Genomic DNA, 20731 nt, shown 5'->3' with positions numbered 1-20731 from the left:
CGCACGGTGCGTGCGGGCGGGCCAACGGCTTCGGCGGGCCCCCGGCGGAGGCGGGCCGGGCAGGTTAGGAGTCGAACACGTAAACGGTGTCGGTGCGCAGGAAGTTGCCGATGGCTTCGGGTCCGTGTTCGCGTCCCGTGCCGCTGGCCTTCACCCCGCCCCATGGCGCGCCCAGGTCGGGCAGGTATCCGTTGATGCCGAAGGAACCTGCCTCCACCCGGGCCGCGATGTCCCGGGCCTTGTCCAGGTCGCGCGTCCACACCGTCCCGGCCAGGCCGTAGTCGTTCTCGTTGGCCAGGCGCACCGCGTCCTCGGCATCGCGGGCCCGGATCAAACAGGTCACGGGTCCAAAGATTTCCTCCCGCGCCACGGGCCAGTGGTTCTCGACATCGGCCAGCACTGCCGGTGCGACGTAGTGCCCGCCGGGCGGCAGGTCCGCCGGCAGCGCAGGGCGGATCAGGCGCGCCCCCGCCGACACCGCATCGGCGACCACCGCCTCGATGCGGTCGCGGGCGGCCGCGGAGACCACCGGACCCAGCAGGGTCGATTCGTCCAGGGCAGGGCCCACCCGCTGGGCCTGGACGTAGTCCCGATAGCCCTCCACGATCTGTTCGTATATGCCCGGGGTTGCGATCACCCTGGTCTGGGCGAAGCAGGTCTGTCCCGTATTCATGTAGGACAGCGCCGGCAAGCGGGAAAGGGTCCGTTCGAGGTCGGCGTCGTCGAGCACGATGGCCGCCGACTTGCCGCCCAGTTCCAGCGTGGAGGCCGCCAGGCGGCCCCCGACAGCGGCGCCGATGGATCGGCCGACGGCGGTCGAACCGGTGAACGCCACCTTCGCGATTCCCGGGTGGGCGACCAGCGCCGCGGCGAAGTCCGCACCGCCGACCGCCACGTTGACGACGCCCGGGGGCACTCCGGCCTCGTCGAACACCTGGGCCAGCAGCTGGGCGCTGAGCGCGTTCTCCTCGGCCGGCTTAACGATCACCGGGCATCCGGCCGCCAGGGCGGGGCCCAGCTTCGTGGCCAGCAGCATCCACGGATAGTTCCAGGGCACGATTGCGGCCACCACGCCCACCGGCACCCGGCGCAGGTCCAGGCTTCCCTCGAAGAAGAGTGGCGCGCGGCTCTCCGCCGTCCGCAGGTCCCGGGCCAGGCCGGCGTAGTAGCGCAGGGCTGCCGCCGGTCCATAGACGTTGTGGCCCCGGGAGGCGGTGATCGGCATGCCCATTTCGCGCGAGACCAGTTCGGCAAGTTCCTCGCCGCGCGCTTCCCAGCGCTCGGCGATCGCCTCGAGGACTTCCGCGCGCCGCTGCGGACCGCAGCCGGCCCAGCCCGCTGCCGCCTGCTGGGCAGCCCCGACCAGGGAGGGGACGTCCTCCGCGCCGGCCAGGGGGGCGACGCCGAGCACGGCCCCGGTGCTCGGGTCACGCAGTTCACGCTCGCGGCCCTGGAGCGGGGCGGCCCACTGGCCTCCGCAATACAGGCCTTCGGTGCCGGGCAGGACCGGAATCGCTTCTCCCACGCTCACAGCACCACCACCGCCTTGATCGTGGTCCCGGAAATGCTGTCCTCGACGGCCTGCTGGAACTGGTCGAACGGGTAGAGCGTCACCAACCGGTCAAAGGGGAAACGTCCGGCCAGATGCAGCCGCAGCAGGGCCGGAATCAGTGTCTGGGGTACGGAGTCGCCCTCCACGATGCCCACGATCGAGCGGCCGAAGCCGACGGTGGCGTGGTCCAGCACGATCTCGGCGCCGGGGCGCCCCAGTCCCACCAGTCCGGCCACGCCTCCCACGTCGAGGGCGTCGACGGCCAGGCGCACGGCCGCGGCGGCGCCGCTGGTCTCGACCGCGTAGTCCGCACCTCCTCCGGTGGCCGCGCGGAGCTGGTCCAGCGCGTCGGCGTCGGAGACGTTGACGGTGGCGGTGGCCCCCAGCTCCCGGGCCAGCGCAAGGCGGTCCGGGTTCAGGTCGGCCACGGCGACCGTGGTGCACCCGGCTGCCAGGCCGGCCAGCAGCGCGCTCAGGCCCACGCTGCCGGCTCCCGTGATGACCATTGAACTGCCCGCCCGCACGCGCAGGCTGTTAAGGACGGCCCCGGCTCCGGTTTGGATGCCGCATCCCAGCGGGCCGAGGATCCGCAGCAGCTCTTCGGGGGTGTCTTGGGGGACCGGCACGAGGTTGCGCGGGCTGGTCAGGGCGTACTGGGCGAACGAGGACTGGCCAAAGAAGCTTCCGGCAATCGGTTCCCCCGCCTCGCCGTTGAGGGTCAGTGACCCGTCGTGGCGGGCACCGGCCATGTTCAGCGGGATGAAGTGGCGGCAGTGCGCGGGAGTCCCGCCCAGGCATTTGTCGCACTCGCCGCAGCAGGCGAAGGAGAGGATCACCTTGTCGCCGGGCTTCACCCCGTCCACGGCGGAACCGACGCGTTCGACGACCCCGGCACCCTCATGGCCGAGCACGCGGGGGGAGCTGGTGCCCCGGGCCACCCCCAGGTCGGTGTGGCAGATCCCGGTGGCCACCAGCCGCACCAGGACCTCGTCCGCGCGGGGTGCATCCAGCCGCACCTGCTCCAGTTCGAATCCGCGGTCCGGATCCCGGACCACGGCCGCCGTCATGAGCGTCATGCTTTCCCTCCAAGGTGTGCGTGAGGCTGCGGAACCAGGACCGGCTCCGACGTGGTGCGGGCCCGCCTCGCAAGGCGGAGCAGGGACCGGCCCCCCGCGCCGAAAATGTGGGACAGGCCCCGGGGTTCGAAAACCATGACCAGGACAAGCGCCAGGCCGTAGATCAGCAGGCCCACCTGCCCCACCGGGATGCCGATCTCCCCGCTCTGGCTGAAGTCCGCCTGCAGGAACGGGATGTGTTCGGCGTACTGGGTGGCCAGCACGGGGATCGAGCTGATGACTGCGGCGCCGACCACCGGGCCCCAAGTGGTTCCGAGGCCGCCCACCACAACGATGATCAGCAGCTCCAGGCCCATGTTGATCCCAAACTGCTCGGCCTGCACATAGCGCAGCTGCGCCATCAGCAGGCCCCCGGCCAGCCCGGCAAAGGCGCCGGCCAGGACAAAGGCCTGTACCTTGACGCGGGCGGCATTGATCCCCGCGATCTCCGCGGCGGTCTCGGCCTCGCGCACCGCCACCAGTGCCCGGCCGAACCGGGTGCGGTGCATGTTCACAACGGCGATCATACTGGCCGCCAGCACCAGCCAGATGAGGATGAAAAGCCCCTGCTCGTAGCTGTAGCGCATGCCGGCCACGGTCAGCTCGCCGAAGTCGATGAACCCCAGGGACAGGCTGGGGGTGGCGGAGATGCCGCCATTGCCCCCGGTCAGTGCCGGCAGGTTGATGAAGGCGTAGTGGCCCACGAAGATCAGCGCCAGGCTGAGCACAATCTGGAAAACGCCCTTGAGCCGCAACGTCAGCGGGGCCACCAGCGCGGCAGCCAGTCCCCCGGCCACGAAGGTTCCCGGGAGCCACACCAGCAGCGGCAACTCCGCGAGGCCCCCGAGGGCGACGCCGGCGAAGGCGCCGATGCCCACGAAGATGCTTTGGGCCAGCGAAATCTGGCCGGCATAGCCGGAGAGGATGTTCAGGCCCAGCGCCGCGAGGGCGAAGATGCCAATGGTGCCGGTCAGTGAGATCAGGAACGCGCTCTCGACGCTCAGCGGGAAGGCCACGATGGCCACGAACGCCACCGCAAGCAGGATGCGTTGGGTGCGCGTGCGGCACAGCCGGGAGTCGTCGCGGCGTCGTGCCGGCGGCTGCCCGGTGCGGACAGGCCGCAGCCGGGGTGCGGTTTCGGTCAGTGCCATGGGCTCAGGCCTTTCGTGTCTCGAGGGTCTTGGCGAAGCCGCTGGGCTTGACGACGAGCAGCAGGATCATCACGACCCACGGCAGCATGGAGGCAAATCCCTGTCCCATGCTCTCGGGGGCGTAGCCGGCGGCGTAGGTCTGCACCAGGCCCAGCGCCAGGCCGCCGTAGATGCAGCCGGGCAGCGACGACAGCCCGCCGAGGATCAGGGCCGGCAGCGCGGAGAAGGCGATCTGGTCCAGGTTGGGAACGAGTCCGCCGCCCATTTCCGTGGCCAGCATCATTCCGGCCAGCACGGAGGCCGCGCTGCACATGGCCCAGGCCGTAGCGGAGATGACATGCGGGTTCACGCCTTGGGCGCGGGCCGCTTCGGGGTCGCTCGCCACCGCCCGCATGCCCACGCCGACCCGGGTGTGCTGGATGACCAGGTAGAAGACGGCCAGCAGGATCAGGCTCAATCCGAGCGCCCAGAGGTCCCGCACGGCAATCGCAACGCCGCCGAACCGGATCATGCTCAGTCCCCAGGGGTCCTCGATCAGGTGGGTCAGCGGCCCCCACACGCTCACGACCGCGGCCTGGGCCAGGGAGATCAGCCCCAGGCTGACCAGCAGCACCGAGAGGTGCTCGATCGAGCGGTGCCCCTTTCCGCCAAGCCGGGAAAAGAGCAGCCGCTCCCCGGCCAGGCCGAGCGCGGCGCACAGGATCGCCGCCAGCGCCACGGCCAGCACGAAGTCCAGCGACCACAGCACGTGGAACTGGTAGGTCAGGTATGCGCCCAGCAGCACCAGGGCTCCGGGGAACATGTTGAAGTGGCCGGTGGCCTTGAGCAGTACCGCGAAGCCGATGGCAACCAGGGCATAGAGGATGCCCAAGGACAGCCCGGACACGGTGAGTTGGATCAGGTTGGTCACCGGTTTCCTCCGTGCAGTTGGGGCTCCGCCGGGGCGTCGGCGCCCGCCGGGGTGCCGAGGTAGGCGGAGATGAAGCGTTCGTTGTGCCGGATCTCCTCCGGGGTTCCCACGCCGATGACTTCGCCGAAGTCCAGCGCGAGGATGCGGTCGGAGATACGCATGACCATCGGCACGTCGTGTTCGATCATCACGATCGTGAGCCCCATCCGGGCCTTGAGTTCGAGCACGAACTCGACGAACTGGTCGGTTTCCTCGTGGTTCATGCCGGCGACCGGCTCGTCCAGCAACAGCAGCTTCGGACCCGACGCCACCGCCTTGGCTATCTCCACGCGCTTGCGGATACCGTAGGGCAGCGTATCGACGGTCGCGTCCCGGTAGGCGCCCAGGCCCAAAAGGTCGATCAGCTCGTCCGCCCGTTCCCGGGCCTGCCGCTCGGAACGGAACGTGCGGGGCCAGCGCAGCGCGGCCGACAGCGCACCGCCGCTGATCTGTCGGTGCGCCCCGACCAGGATGTTCCCGGTGACGCTCATCGACCCGAAAAGCCCGAGGTTCTGGAAAGTGCGGGCCACCCCGAGCTCAGCGATCTCGTGCGGGCGCCGGCCCAGCAGCTCGGTCCCCTCCACGGTGACGGAGCCGGTGGGGGCCACGAGCCCGCTGAGGCAGTTGAAAAGGGAGGTTTTCCCGGCCCCGTTCGGGCCGAGAATCCCGAAGAACTCACCCTCGGCGACCTCGAAGCCCACCTCGTTCAGTGCGCGCACGCCGCCGAAGGACAGGGTGAGCGCTTCGACACGGAGCATCATGGCAGGACCTTCTCTCGGGGTACGGTGGCCGGTTCGCCCGCTGAACCCAGGTACAGCTCGCGCAGCCGGCCGTCGGCCATCAGTTCGGCAGCCGGTCCATGGTGGGCCACCCGCCGGCTTTCGAGCACGTAGGCGTAGTCGGCGACGGGCAGTGCCGTCGAGACGTTCTGTTCGATGAGCAGCACGCTGCATCCGCGCTCGTTGATCCGGGTGACCATCTGCATGATCTGGGCGACGATCAGCGGCGCCAGCCCCAGCGAGGGCTCGTCGAGCAGCAGCAGGCGCGGGCCCTGCATCAACGCCCGGCCCACGGCCAGCATCTGCTGTTCTCCCCCGGAGAGGAGGCCGGCGGCCAGCTCTCGCTTCTTCCGGAGGACCGGGAAGAGGTCGTAGACCTCGTTCATGGTGCGGGCGGCCTGCGCCCGGGGGCGGGTGTAGCCCCCGGCGCGCAGGTTGTCCGCCACGCTCAGGTCGGCGAAAATGCGCCGGCCCTCCAAGGAAATCGAGATTCCGGCCCCGACGCGCTTCCAGGACGGTGCACCCGTGATGTCGCGGCCTCCATAGCTGATCGACCCGCCCTTGAGGGTTCCGCCGTGCATGCCCAGAAGTCCCGAGATGGCCCGCAGCAGGGTGGTCTTGCCGGCCCCGTTGACCCCGAGCAGGGCGACGATTTCGCCCTCGTGCACGGTCAGGTCGACTCCTTCGAGCGCGATGATGGAGCCGCCGCTGTAACTGACCGAGAGCCGCTCGACAGCCAGGAGTTCGGTGCCGGCGCGTGGTGGCGGCACGGTGTTGGCTTCGCTCATGATGGCTCCTCCTTCGCGCGGTGCGTCACTGGGCGGTCGCGGACTCGTTGTACTCGGCGGCGACCGCCGATTCGTAGCCGTACTTCTTGAGCTTCAGCCCCGTCGGGGAGGAATCGTCCACCGTGAAGATGGACATGCTGGTGCCGGAACGCCGTTCCGCGGGGCTGGCTCCGTAGTTGAAGGCACCGCCGGCCAGGCCCAGGTCATCAACGGTTCCCAGCGAGGCCGCCACCTCCAGCAGGTGCTCGCGCGACAGGTCTCCGTCGGCGATGGCCCGCTCAAGCACCGCCGTCGTCGTCAGCGCCGCAAGGTAGCCGGTCTGGTAGCTGTTGGCCATCGGCTTGGCCTGGGGGTCCACAGCCGCGATGTCCTCCTCCATCTGGACCTGCCCGATCGCGGAATCGTCGCCCCACTCGGTGCCGGTGACCACGAAGCGCACGTTGTCCTTGATGTAATCGGCCGCGGCACCGGTGGCCAGGGATGAGTTGTAGGCGGTGTGGCCGGCGATCCAGTCCGCCTGGAAGTCCAGCTGGACGGCCCGCACGGCGGCGTTCTGCACGACGGCGCCGACGCCGCCGAGGTCGACCACTTCGCAGCCGGCGCTCTTGAGCTTGGAGATCTGGGGGGTGAAGTCCTGCAGCGTTCCGGGGTAGCGCACCGTGGCGCCGGTGGTCAGCCCCAACTTCTCGGTGGCGAATTCGAAGGATTCGACCACCTCCGCACCGAAGTCGCTGTCCTCGGCAAGCACGCAGTACACCGCGTCCTTCTTGCCTTCCTCGTTGGCCATGTAGTCCAGCGCCGCCGAGTGGTAGACGCCGTAGAACGCGCCGAAGGGGAGCAGGTTCGGCTCGTCGGCCAGCCTCTGGTCGGACGAGGCGGGGACCACGAGCATGTCATCGGCCTTCAGCTGGGGCAGCAGCGCCTGGTTGATGGCGGTGCCCAGCACGTTGGTGAACATCAGGACATCGTTCTTGAGCGAGCTGTAGAGCGGCACGGCCACGGACGGGTTGTATTCGGTGTCCACGTTTTTCACCTTGACCGTGAACCCCTCCAACGGGCCGCCCGGCTGCGTGGCGCGGTGGAAGTAGGCTTCGGCCCCAACAATGTTGGTGGCCGCCGGGGCCCAGATCCCCGAGGTCGGAACCATCGAGCCGACGGTGATGGTCTTGGTGGCGGCATCGAAGCCGGGGACGCTCACCAATTCCTTGGGACCGTCGCTTCCTTCGTTGCCTGCGGACACGGCGTTGCCGGCGCATCCGGTCAGAAGCAGGGCGGCGCTGGCGGCCAGGGCAAGAACACGGCGTTGGGCTTGCATCGGAAGATTGCTCCTTCGGTGGGTGGTCAGTTGGTCGGAATGACCGGGAGAGTGATGTAGCTGGGACGGTCGCGGTCGAGGAAAACGGTTTGGTTGGCCGGGACCAGGTCCTCCGCCTCGACGCTTCCGGAGGGTTTCCCGCTGCCGGAGTTCCGGTCGTAGCAGGGGAAGTTCGAGCTGGCGATGTCGACCCGGATGCGGTGTCCGCGGCGGAAAAGCTGGCTGGTGGCCACCAGGTCGATCTCGTAGCGGACCACTTCGCCGGGGGATACCGGCTGTGGGTCGTCCATCCCGGCGCGGTAGCGGGCACGGACAATTCCATCGGTGACACCCATGGCCCGGCCATCGGGCCACACGTCGATGAGTTTGGCGGTGAAGTCGGTGTCGGCGGCGCTGGTGGCCGCATGCAGAGTCACGGTCACCGGCCCGGTCACCTCCAGGTCCTCCTCCAGCGGGGCGCTGCTGAAGCGCAGGATGTCCTGGCGTTTGTCCAGCCGGCGCTGGTCGCGGGAGCCGGGCATGTACTCGGCGCCGCCGTCGATCCCGCCGCCGATGAGCGTGGCGCCGCCAAGGGTCGGGACCGGATCGTGGGGATCGTGGCGGTAGCTGCGCGGGGCCGCATCCCCGGCCGGCTCCGCGGTGCCCAGTCCGGAGTCGGGGGCCAGGTACCAGCGCTGCCAGTCGGTGCGGGCCAGGGGCCATTCGTTCTCGCTGCGCCACACGTTCGCCCCCATCACGAACAGCTGCACGGGTGGCAGGGAGGAGTCGAGGCCCTCAACGCTTTCGCGCAGGAACCGCAGCTGCTGTGCCTCCAGGCCGATGGCAGCCGCGGAGCCGGCTCCGAAGAAGAGCTCGCCCGCGGCCCCGCTCTGGTCGGCGTGGGTCCAGGGACCGATGATCAGGTGCTGGGCGCGGCGCACCGATTCGTCGGCGGCCCGGGTGGAGATCTCCACGAAGTTGTCGATCGTGCCGCCCAGGAAAAGGTCGAACCAGCCCCCCACGTGCAGGCCGGGAACCGCCGTGGCGCGGCGGTGGGCCGTATAGCCGATGCGGTCCCAGTAGGCCGGCTCGTTTTCCTGCTCCAGCCACGTGGTCCAGCTCGGCACCAGGTCGGACACCCCGGTCAGTGAGGTCAGCGGCAGCGTTCGGTAGGCGGCGTCCGGGTTGGAGGCGACAGCGGCGAAGGCCCCGCCCTGCGCGCCCACGTCCTCGCCCCGGGCGCGCCGGTCGCCGAGGGTCTGGGCCGCCTTCAGCATGTGCCATCCCAGGCCCTGCCCCAGCTGCAGCGCGCCCTGGCGGTAGACCAGTCCGTCACGGTAGCTGTGGGTGGCCACGATCGGCACGATGGCCCGCAGCCCGGCAGGACGGTGGCCACTGACCGCGAGCTGCGACATGCCCAGATAGGAGGCTCCGAACATCGCGACGCGGCCGTCGCACCAGGGCTGGTCCACGATCCAGGCCAGCGTGTCCAGGCCATCGGCGCTTTCATTTTCGAAGGCGCGCAGCTCCCCCTCGGAGCCGGCGGTGCCGCGGCAGTTCTGGATTAGCACGGCAAACCCCTCGGCGAGCGCGGGGAGGACCGGAAGCGACCGGCTCATGGGTTCGCTGTAGGGGGTGCGCACCAGGATGACGGGATGCCCGTCGCCGGCGGGCCGGTAGAGGGTTGCCGCAAGGCTGATGCCGTCGCGCATGGGCACCCGGATCGTCTCTATGCCGGTGGTCCCGAGGACCTCAAGGGTGGACTTCACTATGACTCCCGCTCTGCACAATGTGGCGCTGTACGTGGTGGTTGGGCGCCCGCATTTGCTGAAGTGTGAGCTGCCACACAAACCATAGTCATGAGGTCCGAAGCGTTTTTGTCTCAATTTGAGACTGAGATTCGACCGGGCAGGCCGGGCGCGCGGGGGCACGGCGAAGCGGCCTGCCGGCGAAGCCGCCGGCAGGCTGTGGTCGGGTTTTACCGGTTACACAGCGGGCCGTTGCGCGGGCGGGGGTGCCCCGCCCGCGCAACGGCCCTTAGGGCCGGGACGCCCCGGCCCGAAGCGTCAGGCGTTCACGTAGCCGTTCGGGTCCAGCACGAACTTCGTGGCGGCTCCGGCGTCGAACGCGGCGTAGGCTTCGGGAGCCTTGTCCAGGCTGATGGCCGTGGCGTTGACCGCCTTGGCGATCTGGATCCGGTCATGCAGGATCGCCATCATCAGCTGGCGGTTGTACTTCATTACCGGGCACTGCCCGGTGGTGAAGGACAACGACTTGGCCCAGCCGGTCCCCAGGCTCAGGGAGAGGCTGCCGCGCTGGGCGGCCGCATCCACCGCGCCGGGATCCCCCGTGACGTAGAGCCCGGGGATCCCGATTGCGCCACCGGCCACGGTCAGGTCCATCAGGGAGTTCAGCACCGTGGCGGGGGCCTCGGCCGCAGCCTCGCCGTGGCCGTGGCCGCGCGCCTCGAAGCCCACGGCATCGATGCCGCAATCGACTTCCCGAACGCCCAGGAGCTGTTCGATCTGGTCGGCGGGGTCACCCTCGCCCACATTGACGGTTTCACAGCCGAAGGAGCGGGCCTGGGCCAGGCGTTCCTCGTTCATGTCCCCGACGATGACGACGGCGGCACCCAGCAGCTGCGCGCTGGCCGCCGCGGCCAGTCCCACGGGTCCGGCGCCCGCCACGTAGACCGTGGAGCCGACCCCGACCCCGGCGGTCACTGCCCCGTGGAATCCGGTGGGCAGGATGTCGGAGAGCATCGTCAGGTCCATGATCTTCTCAAGCGCCTGGTCGCGGTCGGGGAACTTCAGCAGGTTCCAGTCGGCGTACGGGACCAGGACGTACTCGGCCTGGCCCCCGACCCACCCGCCCATGTCGACGTAGCCGTACGCGCTGCCGGGCCGGTCCGGATTGACGTTGAGGCAGATGCCAGTCTTCCCTTCCTTGCACATCCGGCAGCGGCCGCAGGAAATGTTGAAGGGAACCGAGACGATGTCCCCGACCCGGATGAACTCGACGTCGGGGCCCACCTCAACCACCTCGCCGGTGATCTCGTGGCCCAGCACCAGGCCCAGCGGGGCCGTGGTGCGGCCGCGCACCATGTGCTGGTCCGATCCGCAGATATTGGTGGTGACGGTGCGCACGATGACTCCGTGGGGGACCTTCCTTCCCACGTTGGCCGGATTCACCCCCGGCCCGTCCTTCAGTTCGAACGTGGGGTACTCAGTGTCGATGACCTCCACGCGCCCGGGGCCCTGGTAGGCGACAGCTCGATTCGATGACATGAACTTCCTTCCGGCAACGGCGGCAGATAAGAGTGACTGGCGTCACGCAATGCCTCCAGAGTACCTACCTTCATAGGCATTGCCAGCAGTTGGGTGTCTCAATTGTGAGACATTTGCCCGGCGACCCCCGCGCCACTTGGGAAGGCCGGTCCGGGCCGGCGCCCCCGGCCGGTGCCGCAATGACCGAGAGCCACGCCACTATTCTCATTGAATGAGACGGGCTTGGCGAAGGGTAGCGCAGCTCACACACACTGGAGCGAGAAAACCGGACGGCAGGGGGCGAATGCCCCGGGGCGCGTCCGCACGCCCATTCCCCGCACCCCCGAAGGAGACCCATGGCTGCCGAGCGCACCATCCTCAAGACCCAGGTCGGCATCGTCGGCGGCGGCCCCGCCGGCCTCATGCTCTCCCACCTGCTCTCCAAGGCGGGCGTGGAGAACATCGTCATCGAGAAGCGCGATCACGAGACCATCAGGAACACGCACCGGGCGGGCATCCTCGAGGCCGGCTCGGTCCGGATGCTCACCGAGACCGGCATCAACGGCCGCGTGCTCACCGAGGGCCACCGCCACGACGGGATCGACCTGCGCTTCAACGGCGTGAGCCACCGAATCGACTTCCCCTCCTTGGTTGGGGAGTCCGTATGGCTCTACCCGCAGAACGAGGTCTTCGTCGACCTCGCCGCGGCCCGCGAGCGCGACGGCGGCGACGTGCGCTACTCCGTGTCCGACACCGAGGTCCTGGACCAGACCACCGCCACGCCGAAGATCCGCTTCACCGACGCCAACGGCGAACGGTTCGAAATCCACACCGAGATCCTGGTCGGCGCCGACGGATCGCAGGGCATCTGCAAGTGGTCCATCCCCGGAGAGGAGCGCACGGACAACTTCATCGAGTACCCGTTCGCCTGGTTCGGCATCCTCACCGAGGCCCCGCCGAGCGCCCCGGAACTGATCTACGCGAACTCCGAGCACGGCTTCGCGCTGATCTCCCAGCGCAACGAGCACGTGCAGCGCATGTACTTCCAGTGCGACCCTGACGAGGACGCCTCCGCGTGGACCGAGGAGCAGATCTGGGACGAGCTGCAGAAGCGCGTGGACGGCCCGGACGGGTTCCAGCTCAAGCGCGGGCCGATCTTCGAGCAGATGGTGCTGAAGTTCCGCTCCTACGTGTGCGAGCCGCTGCGCTACGGCAACATGTACCTGGTCGGCGACGCCGGGCACACCGTCCCGCCCACCGGCGCCAAGGGCCTGAACCTTGCCTTCAACGACGTGCGCGTCCTCTTCGCCGCCATCGAGAAGTTCTACGCCGAGCAGGACTCCTCGCTGCTGGACTCCTACTCCGACGACGCCCTGGAGCGCATCTGGAAGGCCCAGAACTTCTCCTACTGGATGACCAGCATGCTGCACACCCGCAAGGACGCCACCCCGTTCGAGATCAAGCGCGCCCTGGGCGAGCTGAACACCGTGGTCAACTCCGAGCACGGCAAGGCGTACCTGGCCGAGGGCTACACCGGCTGGCCCACCAAGTAGCCCCCCGCCCCCACAGCAACCCACCCGCAGCCCCTACCCGAAAGGAGTGGACATGAGCACCGAAGAAACCGCCGAAAGCTTCGAAAACACCCACGTGCTGGACCCCGCCGCCACCGCGGACTCCCAGGAGACCGTGAACCGCGAGATTGCGGACATCCACGCCGCCTACCGGGCGTCCGTCGCCGACGGTGCCCCGGAGGAGACCCAGCCGCGCATCGACTTCGCCCCATACCGCAGCTCCCTGCTGCGCCACCCCACCAAGAGCCTGCACCACGCGGACCCGGAGACAATCGAGCTGTGGAGCCCGGCCTTTGGCGAACGCGACGTGCACGTCCTCGAGTCGGACCTGACCATCCAGCACAACGGCGAGCCGATCGGCGAGCGCATTGTGGTCCAGGGCCGGGTCCTGGACGGCGACGGCCGGCCGGTGTCCGGCCAGCTGATCGAGATCTGGCAGGCCAATGCGGCCGGGCGCTACGTGCACAAGCGGGACCAGCACCCTGCTCCGATCGACCCGAACTTCACCGGCGTCGGCCGGGCCATCACCGGGCCCAACGGCGAATACCGCTTCACCACCATCAAGCCGGCCCCGTACCCGTGGAAAAACCACCACAACGCCTGGCGCCCGGCCCACATCCACTTCTCGCTGTTCGGCACAGACTTCACCCAGCGCATGATCACCCAGATGTACTTCCCGGGCGACCCGCTGTTCCCGCTTGACCCGATCTACCAGTCCATCACCGACCCGGCGGCCCGCGACCGCCTCGTGGCCACCTACGACCACAGCGTGACCAGCCACGAGTGGGCCACCGGCTACAACTGGGACATCGTCCTGACCGGCAGCAACCGCACCCTGATGGAAACCGAGGAGGAGCACTAAATGGCACAGGCACCCGAACTGAAGCTGGCCCCGACCCCTGGACAGACCATTGGCCCCTTCTACGGCTACGCCCTGCCGTTCACGGACGGGGAGAAGCTCGTGGACCGCGCCCACCCGGGCGCCATCCGCCTGCACGGCACGGTCCGCGACGGCCACGGCGCCCCCATCCCGGACTCCCTGCTGGAGATCTGGCAGGCGGACGAGCACGGCAGCATCGCGCAGGAGACCGGGTCGCTGATCCGCGACGGGCACACCTTCACCGGCTGGGGCCGCACCGCGGTGGACAACGTGGGCCGCTACTCCTTCACCACGGTCAACCCGGGCCCCACTGAGGAGGGCAAGGCCCCGTTCATCATGCTCACCGTCTTCGCGCGCGGGCTGCTGAACCGCCTGTTCACCCGCATCTACCTGCCGGAGGACACCGCGGCCCTGGCCAATGACCCGCTGCTCTCCTCGCTGCCCCCGGAGCGCCGCAGTACGCTGGTGGCGGTCCGTGAGGCCAACGGGGACCTGCGCTTCGACATCAGCCTGCAGGGCCCGGAGGAAACCGTCTTCCTCAGCTACCCCCGCAACGCCTAGCCCCGGGAGCACCATGACCCACCCCGACTACGGAATCCTCTCCCCCGCCTGGGCCGGAACCCCGGTGGCCGCCGCCACGGCGGACGGACCGGTGGTCCAGGCGATGCTGGATGTGGAGGCCGCCTGGGTGGCGGTGCTCGCGGACGCCGGCCTGGCCCCCGCGGAGGACGCGGATGCGGTCGACGAGGTCGCCGACGCGGCCCTGTACGACCTCCCCTCGCTCGCCGCGCGGGGCCAGGACGGCGGCAATCCGCTGATCCCGCTGCTGGCGGACCTGCGCCGGGAGCTGAAAAAGAACGGCGCCGGCGCCTCCGCAGCGTCCACGGTGCACCGCGGCGCCACCAGCCAGGACATCGTGGACACCGCGCTGATGGTGGTGGCCGCCAGGGCCGGCGCGCTGGTCCGGGCGGACCTGTTGCGTGCGGCGGATGCGCTGGCGGGGCTGGCCCGCGAGCACATGGACACGCTCTGCGTGGCCCGCTCGCTGACCCAGCACGCGTTGCCGACCACGTTCGGGCTGCGCGCGGCGAACTGGCTCTCCGGCGTCGTGCTGGCGGCGCGCCGGCTGGATGCCGCGCTGGCGGCCCTGCCGCTGCAGTGGGGCGGGGCGGTCGGCACGCTGGCCTCCCTCACCGACTTCCTCGAGCCCGACGGCGGCACCACCGCGGACGCCCTGGCCGCCTCCCTGGCGGAGCGGCTGGGGCTGGCCCAACCGGCCGCGCCGTGGCACACCAACCGGCTGCCCGTCACCGGACTGGGTGCTGCCCTGGCCGACGTCGCCGCCGCCTCGGGCAAGATGGCCGCCGACGTGCTGCTGCTCTCCCGCCCGGAACTGGGCGAGGTCTCCGAGCCCCAAGAGGAGGGCAAGGGCGGCTCCTCCGCGATGCCGCAAAAGCGCAACCCGGTGCTCTCCGTGCTGATCCGCAATGCCGCGCTGGCCGCCCCGCAGCACGCGGCCCAGCTGTTCCTGGCCGCGGGCACCGCCGTGGACGAACGCCCCGACGGGGCCTGGCACACCGAGTGGGCGGCGCTGCGCGAACTGCTGCGGCTGGCCGGCGGGGCTGCGGCCAAGCTGGCCGCGCTCGCCGAGGGCCTGGGAGTGCATCCCGAGGCGATGGCGCGCAATATGGAGCTGACCGGGGACCTGCTGGTTTCCGAACGGCTCGCCTCCCGGCTGGCGCCGCTGGTGGACGGCGGCAAGGCAACGGTGCAGCGGCTGGTCCGCGAATCCCTGGGCACCCCCGAGGCCCCCGGGGTCCCGCTGCGGCCTGCCCTGCGCGCCGCGGTGCCCGTGCAGGCCCTGTCCGACCGGGGGCTGGAGGAGCTGCTGGACCCGGCCGGGTACCTGGGCCAGCACCGGGACTTCATCGAGCGCATCCTGGCCGAACACGCCGGGTGGAAGGAATCATGACGCAACCGCAACTCACGGCCACGCTGCTTGCGCAGGACCCCGCCGGGACCAAACCCACGCTCATACTCGGCCCCTCCCTGGGCAGCGGAGCCCGGGCCCTCTGGGGCCCGGCGGTGCCGTACCTGGCGGACCATTTCCGGCTGGCCGCCTGGGACCTGCCCGGGCACGGCGCCTCGGCCCCGTCCACGGAGGCGTTCTCGATGGCGGAACTGGCCGCAGCCGTTGCCGCCCTGGTGGAAGAGCTGCGCGCCAACGGTCCGCAGGGCCCGGACGGTGCCGGTCCGGCCGCGCCGCTCTACTACGCAGGTGTGTCCATCGGCGGGGCCGTCGGCCTGCAGCTGGGACATGACCACCCGGGCCTGTTCGCGGGCCTGGCCATCATCTGCTCGGCCGCGAAGATCGGGACCCCCAAGGCCTGGGCCGAACGTGCCGAACTGGTGGCCGCCGCCGGCACTCCCACCCAGGTCGCCGGATCGGCGCAGCGCTGGTTCGCCCCGGGCTTCATCGAGAAGCACCCGGCGGTTGCCACCGGCCTCCTGCACACCCTGCAGGAGGCGGACCGCTTTTCCTACGCCCATGCCTGCGGCGCCTTGGCCGGGTTCGACCTGCGCGAGCGCCTGGGGGCGGTCACCGACCCGGTGCTGGCGCTCGCCGGCGCCCAGGATGCCGTCTGCCCGCCCGCCGAGGCCGGATCGATCGCCGCGGGCGTAGCCCGCGGACGGGCCGCCACCCTGCCCTCGGCCGCCCACCTTGCCCCCGCCGAAGCCCCGGAGGAGACCAGCCGCCTGCTGCTGGACTTTTTCGGCGCAGACCTGTTGGAGACCACCCATGACTGATTCCGCCCGCCTTCCCGGAGACCCCTACGACGCCGGCATGGCCGTGCGCCGCGAGGTACTCGGTTCCGAGCACGTGGACCGCGCCACCGAGACCTCCACGGAGTTCACCGACGAGTTCCAGGAAATGATCACCCGCTACGCGTGGGGCACTATTTGGACCCGCGACGGGCTGGCCCGGCGCGAACGGTCGATGATCACGCTCACCGCGCTGATCGCCGGCGGGTTCTGGGAGGAACTGGAGATGCACGTGCACGCCGCGCTGCGCAACGGGCTCACCCCGGAGGAAATCAAGGAGGTGTTCCTCCAGTCAGCGATCTACTGTGCGGTCCCGGCGGCGAACACTGCATTCAAGATCGGCAGGAAGGTCCTCGCCGAGTACGCGCAGCCGTAGCGGCCGGCCCCCGCGCCGCAGCACCGCAGGCCCTGCCGGGGTTACGCCCCCGGCAGGGCCTGCGGCGTCCCGGGGGCCGGCCACCAAACCGGAAGGTACTGGAGCATGTCACGGGCCCAGCCCTCAGCGTCCTCCGATTCGGAAAGTGCCCACTTCTCCACCCAAGCCGCGTAGCCGGCTGCGACGAAGGCCACGCCCGGGCCGTCCGGATCGGCTTCCTGCACGCCGAACTGGCGGAGAACGCCAAAGCCAACCCGCGTGCGGCGGACGGCGTTTTCCTCCACGGCATGGCGGAAGGCGCCGGCGCCACCGGCCGTGAAGAGGGAGCGGTAGACGGGACGTTCCTCCAGGATCCGTTGCTGGACGCGTATCTGCGCCTCCAGGCATACGGTGGAAAACGCTTCGAGGGTGTCGATGGCCGGGCCCGCGGGGAAAGTATCATCGAGCAGGCGGTCAAGGGTTTGCGCATACACCGCCGCGGCGAATTCCTCGATCCCCTGGTAATGGCCATAGAAGGTGGTGCGGTGGATCCCGGCGAGGCGGCAAAGCTCGGAAACGTTCAGCTCGGAGAGGTCGTGTTCGGCCAGGAAGTCAAACAGCGCCTTGCTCAGGGCGGCGACCGTCCGCTCGGCCCGTGTTGTAGTGGTCATCACATCCATGGTGCCATCCCCCGGGACGGCGCGTCTGCATCCCGTGCCGTCCGCGCCGGTGTGGCGGACCGGCGGCCGCGTTCACTCCAGGCTGCGGAAGGCACCGAAGGAGAACGCCGCGGCAACTCCCATCGCGGCGCCGATGCACAGAAACGCGCCCCCGGCACCCAGCCCCCCGGCGAAGAACCCCACGGCGGCCGGAATGACCGCCTGGCCCAGCCGGTTGCCCGTCATCCGCAGTCCTATCCAGGTGCCGCGGGTGCCGGGTTCGGCGTACAGGCTAACCAGCGTCATGCCCAGCGGCTGGCCCACCCCCATCACCAGTCCGATCGCGACCATCAGTGCACCCAGCAGGGCCGCCGGCATCGGCACCGCGAGCAGGCCCAGCAGCACCGCTGACCCGCAGGAGGAAACCAGCAGCAGCCGCCCCCGGCCGAACCGGGAAACCAGCCGGTCCAGGCCGAACCGGGAAACCACGGTGGCCGCTGCCCGCAGGGACAGCAGGGCGCCCACCACGCTGACCGGAATTCCGCGCTCCACCGCGAGCGCCGGCAGGTACACCTGGACCAGGTCCATGGCGCACAGCACCATCATGCCGAAGAGGATGGCCCCGGTCAGGACCCGCCGTTTGCGTGGTGGCACGGCGAGGGCCGCGCGCAGGGTGGCAGCCGGCGGCCGGACTCCGCGCGGGGTCCGTGGGCGCCCGCGCAGCATGGCAAAGGCCGCGGCCAGGACAGCTACGGCCCCGGCCAGGTACGTACCCAGCAGCAGCGTGGTGTCCGGGCGTACCGCGCCGCCGCCGAGGGCGCCCATGAACAGCGGCGCGAGCGCCTGCCCCACCGCCACCACCATGGTGTACAGCCCAAAGGAGCGGTCCAGCTTTGCCCGGTCGTAGGCCGCCAGTTGGGCCTGTTCGCCGAGGATGCCGCCCAGGTGCCCCAGTCCCAGCACGGCGTTCCACAGCAGGAGCATCGGCAGGTTGGGCGTGGCCCAGAGCAGGCCCGCACCCGCGGCCAGCATGCACGCGGCGCCGGCCAGCAGCACGGGGGCCTCGTGCCCGGCGTCAAGGCGGCGCCCCACCCATACCGCCAGGAACACCGGCAGCAGCGAGAAACTCGCCACCACCAGTCCCAGCAGCGCCACCCCAACCTCCATCTCCAGGGCCCGGTAGGAGGCGGAGGGACGCACGATCGCCAAGGCGGTCTGCATGAAGAAGGCGTGGGCCAGGATGGCGTGGAAGCCGCGGGGCGCGCGGGAAAGGACGGCGGGCATGGGCACCAGTATCCCGCCGTACGCCGGCGAAGCCGCGCGCCACGGTCCACGGCCCGGAACGGGCTAGTGCGCGGACCCGTCCCGTGGGGCAGAATGCCCCCATGACCGAACCCTCTCTGGAAACGGCCCGCACTGTCGCCGAGGCCGCCCTTGCCCATGCCCGGCACCTCGGGATCAACGTGAGCGTTTGCGTCGTCAATTCGCGCGGGCACGAACTGGTCACCCTGCGTGCGGACGGCGCCAACTGGTTCACTCCGGGCGTCGCGCGCGATAAAGCCCGCACCGCCGCCGCGCTGCGCCGCGACAGCGGAGCGCTGGACGGGATGAAAGGCTCCTACCCGGAGCTCTTCCGGCTCATCGGCGAACAGCTGCCGTTCGAGCCCACCACCCTGCCCGGGGGCGTGGTGCACGAGGGCGAAACGGCGTGGGCGGTGGGGGTCAGCGGCGCGACGCCCGAGCAGGACGTGGCGTGCGCCCGGGCGGGACTCTCCGCCGTCTGACCGGGTCCGTCAGCGCTTGCGCTCGACGCGGGACTCGTCCCACACCGGCTCGGTGGATTCGTAGACCGCCCCGCCGGAGCCGAAGACCAGGAACCGGTCGAAGGACTTGGCGAACCAGCGGTCGTGCGTGACCGCCAGGACGGTGCCTTCGAACGCGGCAATGGCGCGCTCCAGGGCCTCCCCCGAGTGCAGGTCCAGGTTGTCGGTGGGCTCGTCAAGCAGCAGCAGGGTCGCTCCCGAAAGCTGCAGCAGCAGGATCTGGAAGCGGGCCTGCTGGCCGCCGGAGAGCGATTCGTACCGCTGCTCGGCCTGGCCGGCGAGCCCGTAGCCGTCCAGCGCTCCGGAAGCGGCCTCGCGCCCCAGCCCGGAGCGGTGCTCGTCGCCGCGGTGCAGGATGTCCAGCAGCGTGCGTCCCTGCAGGTCCACCCGGTGGTGGGTCTGCGCGAAGAAGCCCGGGCGGATGCGTGCGCCCAGCCTGGCGGTGCCGGCGTGCTCCACCGGGGCGATCGCGCCAGGCGGCTGCGGCGAGGACCCCGCTCCGGGCTTGCCGGCGGCGGGAGCCGCAGCGAGCGCGGAGACGGGCAGGTGCTCGCGGTCCGGGTCGGACCCGCCGGCGGCCAGCAGGCGCAGGAAGTGGGACTTGCCCGAGCCGTTGGAACCGAGCACGCCCACGCGGTCGCCGAACCAGATCTCGGTGGAGAACGGCTTCATCAGCCCGGTCAGCTCCAGGTTTTCGACCACGACGGCGCGCTTGGCGGTCCGCCCGCCCTTGAGCCGCATCTGCACGTTCTGTTCCAGCGGAACGGCCTGCGGGGGCCCGGCCTCGAGGAACTTGGCCAGCCGGGTCTGCGCGGCGTTGTACCGGTTGGCCATGTCGGAGCGGAAGGCGGCCTTGGTCCTGTACATCGTGACCAGTTCCTTGAGCTTGGCATGCTCCTCATCCCAGCGTTTGCGCAGTTCCTCGAAGCGGGCGTTGCGCTCAACGCGGGCCTCCACATAGGAGGCGAAGGATCCCCCGTGGACCCAGGCGGTCGCCCCGGAATGCCCCGGTTCCAGGGTGACGATGCGGGTCGCCGCGTTGTTGAGCAGTTCGCGGTCGTGGCTGATGAACAGCACCGTCTTCGGCGACGCGGCCAGCTTGGCCTCCAGCCAGCGCTTGCCGGGGACATCCAGGTAGTTGTCCGGTTCATCCAGCAGCAGCAGCTCCTCCGGGCCGGCGAAGAGCGCCTCCAGCACCAGGCGCTTCTGCTCGCCGCCGGAGAGGGTGGAGGCGGCGCGGTGGGCGGCCTGGTCGAACGGAACGCCCAGGGCGGCCATGCAGACCTCGTCCCAGACGGTCTCCAGTTCGTAGCCTCCGGCGTCCCCCCAGTCCACGATCGCCTGGGCGTAGGCCATCTGAATCTTTTCGTCCTCGGATCCAAGCATCGCAGCCTCGGCCGCGTCCAGCTCGCGGGCCGCCCTGGCCAGTTCCGGCGTGGCGGTGGAGACCAGCAGGTCGCGCACGGTGGATCCGTCGCGCACCTGGCCAACGAACTGGCGCATGATGCCCATCGACCCGGACCTGTTCACCGTGCCCTCGTCCGGGGCCAGTTCGCCGGAGATGATCCGGAAAAGGGTGGTCTTTCCGGTGCCGTTGGGTCCGATCAGCGCGGTCTTGGAACCGGAGGCCACCTTGAAGGTGGCCCCGCCCAGCAGTTGGGTGCCGTCGGAAAGGAAGTATTGGAGGTCGGTCACGTCGATATGGGCCACCGGACAAGCCTAGCGG

At 70.0% G+C, this 20731-nt stretch carries 19 protein-coding genes; 7 read left to right on the top strand and 12 right to left on the bottom strand.

The features are described from left to right. Positions 1 to 64 precede the first annotated feature (64 nt). The 9 genes from NCCP_RS08340 to fdhA form a co-directional block, all read right to left on the bottom strand. A complete protein-coding gene (locus NCCP_RS08340) occupies positions 65 to 1531 on the bottom strand; it encodes an aldehyde dehydrogenase family protein (RefSeq protein WP_216364682.1) in 1467 nt (488 codons plus the stop codon). Next, a complete protein-coding gene (locus NCCP_RS08335; protein WP_149956780.1) occupies positions 1528 to 2628 on the bottom strand; it encodes an NAD(P)-dependent alcohol dehydrogenase in 1101 nt (366 codons plus the stop codon). The genes NCCP_RS08340 and NCCP_RS08335 overlap by 4 nt, the downstream gene beginning before the upstream one ends. Continuing rightward, a complete protein-coding gene (locus tag NCCP_RS08330; protein ID WP_149956779.1) occupies positions 2625 to 3818 on the bottom strand; it encodes a branched-chain amino acid ABC transporter permease in 1194 nt (397 codons plus the stop codon). The genes NCCP_RS08335 and NCCP_RS08330 overlap by 4 nt, the downstream gene beginning before the upstream one ends. Before the next feature lie 4 nt (positions 3819 to 3822). Continuing rightward, the gene (locus NCCP_RS08325) at positions 3823 to 4728 is read right to left on the bottom strand and encodes a branched-chain amino acid ABC transporter permease (RefSeq protein ID WP_149956778.1); all 906 of its coding nucleotides are present in this window, start codon (positions 4726 to 4728) and stop codon (positions 3823 to 3825) included. Beyond that, positions 4725 to 5528, bottom strand: coding sequence for an ABC transporter ATP-binding protein (locus NCCP_RS14970; protein ID WP_216364681.1), 804 nt, complete (start codon positions 5526 to 5528; stop codon positions 4725 to 4727). Before NCCP_RS14970 ends, NCCP_RS08325 begins: the two co-directional genes overlap by 4 nt. Next, positions 5525 to 6334 carry an ABC transporter ATP-binding protein gene (locus NCCP_RS14965; protein WP_172627340.1) on the bottom strand — a complete coding sequence of 270 codons (810 nt, stop codon included), beginning with the start codon at positions 6332 to 6334 and terminating at the stop codon, positions 5525 to 5527. The genes NCCP_RS14970 and NCCP_RS14965 overlap by 4 nt, the downstream gene beginning before the upstream one ends. Positions 6335 to 6359: 25 nt before the next feature. Then, complete coding sequence (locus NCCP_RS08315) at positions 6360 to 7649, bottom strand: ABC transporter substrate-binding protein (RefSeq protein WP_149956777.1); 1290 nt, start codon at positions 7647 to 7649, stop codon at positions 6360 to 6362. 26 nt (positions 7650 to 7675) lie between these two features. Continuing rightward, positions 7676 to 9397, bottom strand: coding sequence for a CocE/NonD family hydrolase (locus tag NCCP_RS08310; RefSeq protein WP_149956776.1), 1722 nt, complete (start codon positions 9395 to 9397; stop codon positions 7676 to 7678). A gap of 297 nt (positions 9398 to 9694) precedes the next feature. Next, positions 9695 to 10915, bottom strand: coding sequence for a formaldehyde dehydrogenase, glutathione-independent (fdhA, locus tag NCCP_RS08305; RefSeq protein WP_149956775.1), 1221 nt, complete (start codon positions 10913 to 10915; stop codon positions 9695 to 9697). 335 nt (positions 10916 to 11250) lie between these two features. Here fdhA and NCCP_RS08300 point away from each other — a divergent pair, with 335 nt between their 5' ends. From NCCP_RS08300 to pcaC, 6 genes are read left to right on the top strand one after another with little or no spacing between them, the layout of a single operon-like run. Then, positions 11251 to 12447, top strand: a complete 1197-nt coding sequence (locus tag NCCP_RS08300) for a 4-hydroxybenzoate 3-monooxygenase (RefSeq protein WP_149956774.1) — start codon at positions 11251 to 11253, stop codon at positions 12445 to 12447. A 52-nt stretch (positions 12448 to 12499) separates the two neighbouring features. Next, a complete protein-coding gene (gene pcaH, locus NCCP_RS08295) occupies positions 12500 to 13327 on the top strand; it encodes a protocatechuate 3,4-dioxygenase subunit beta (protein WP_149956773.1) in 828 nt (275 codons plus the stop codon). Beyond that, positions 13328 to 13906: a protocatechuate 3,4-dioxygenase subunit alpha gene (gene pcaG / locus NCCP_RS08290; protein ID WP_149956772.1), complete on the top strand. Its 579-nt coding sequence runs from the start codon at positions 13328 to 13330 to the stop codon at positions 13904 to 13906. Between the two features lie 13 nt (positions 13907 to 13919). Beyond that, complete coding sequence (locus NCCP_RS08285; protein ID WP_149956771.1) at positions 13920 to 15317, top strand: lyase family protein; 1398 nt, start codon at positions 13920 to 13922, stop codon at positions 15315 to 15317. Then, positions 15314 to 16153, top strand: a complete 840-nt coding sequence (locus NCCP_RS08280; protein ID WP_149956770.1) for an alpha/beta fold hydrolase — start codon at positions 15314 to 15316, stop codon at positions 16151 to 16153. The genes NCCP_RS08285 and NCCP_RS08280 overlap by 4 nt, the downstream gene beginning before the upstream one ends. After that, on the top strand, positions 16146 to 16544 hold the full coding sequence (gene pcaC, locus NCCP_RS08275) for a 4-carboxymuconolactone decarboxylase (RefSeq protein WP_149956769.1): 399 nt from the start codon (positions 16146 to 16148) through the stop codon (positions 16542 to 16544). Before NCCP_RS08280 ends, pcaC begins: the two co-directional genes overlap by 8 nt. A 41-nt stretch (positions 16545 to 16585) precedes the next feature. Here pcaC and NCCP_RS08270 read toward each other — a convergent pair whose 3' ends face one another. Together NCCP_RS08270 and NCCP_RS08265 are read right to left on the bottom strand one after the other, a co-directional pair. Continuing rightward, positions 16586 to 17194 carry a TetR/AcrR family transcriptional regulator gene (locus tag NCCP_RS08270; protein WP_149956768.1) on the bottom strand — a complete coding sequence of 203 codons (609 nt, stop codon included), beginning with the start codon at positions 17192 to 17194 and terminating at the stop codon, positions 16586 to 16588. 81 nt (positions 17195 to 17275) lie between these two features. Beyond that, positions 17276 to 18466: an MFS transporter gene (locus NCCP_RS08265; RefSeq protein WP_149956767.1), complete on the bottom strand. Its 1191-nt coding sequence runs from the start codon at positions 18464 to 18466 to the stop codon at positions 17276 to 17278. Between the two features lie 101 nt (positions 18467 to 18567). On the opposite strand from NCCP_RS08265, the gene NCCP_RS08260 reads away from it, so the two are divergent. Beyond that, entirely contained in the window at positions 18568 to 18966 is a 399-nt protein-coding gene (locus NCCP_RS08260; RefSeq protein ID WP_149956766.1) for a GlcG/HbpS family heme-binding protein, read from the top strand. Between the two features lie 9 nt (positions 18967 to 18975). On the opposite strand, the gene NCCP_RS08255 is transcribed toward NCCP_RS08260, so the two are convergent. Then, the gene (locus NCCP_RS08255) at positions 18976 to 20715 is read right to left on the bottom strand and encodes an ABC-F family ATP-binding cassette domain-containing protein (RefSeq protein ID WP_149956765.1); all 1740 of its coding nucleotides are present in this window, start codon (positions 20713 to 20715) and stop codon (positions 18976 to 18978) included. Positions 20716 to 20731 lie beyond the last annotated feature (16 nt).

It is taken from the genome of Zafaria cholistanensis, from assembly GCF_008580665.1.
Taxonomy (GTDB): Bacteria; Actinomycetota; Actinomycetes; order Actinomycetales; family Micrococcaceae; genus Zafaria; species Zafaria cholistanensis.
The sequence above is the reverse complement of the archived record's forward strand: the minus strand, read 5'-3'. Positions and strand labels throughout refer to the sequence as shown.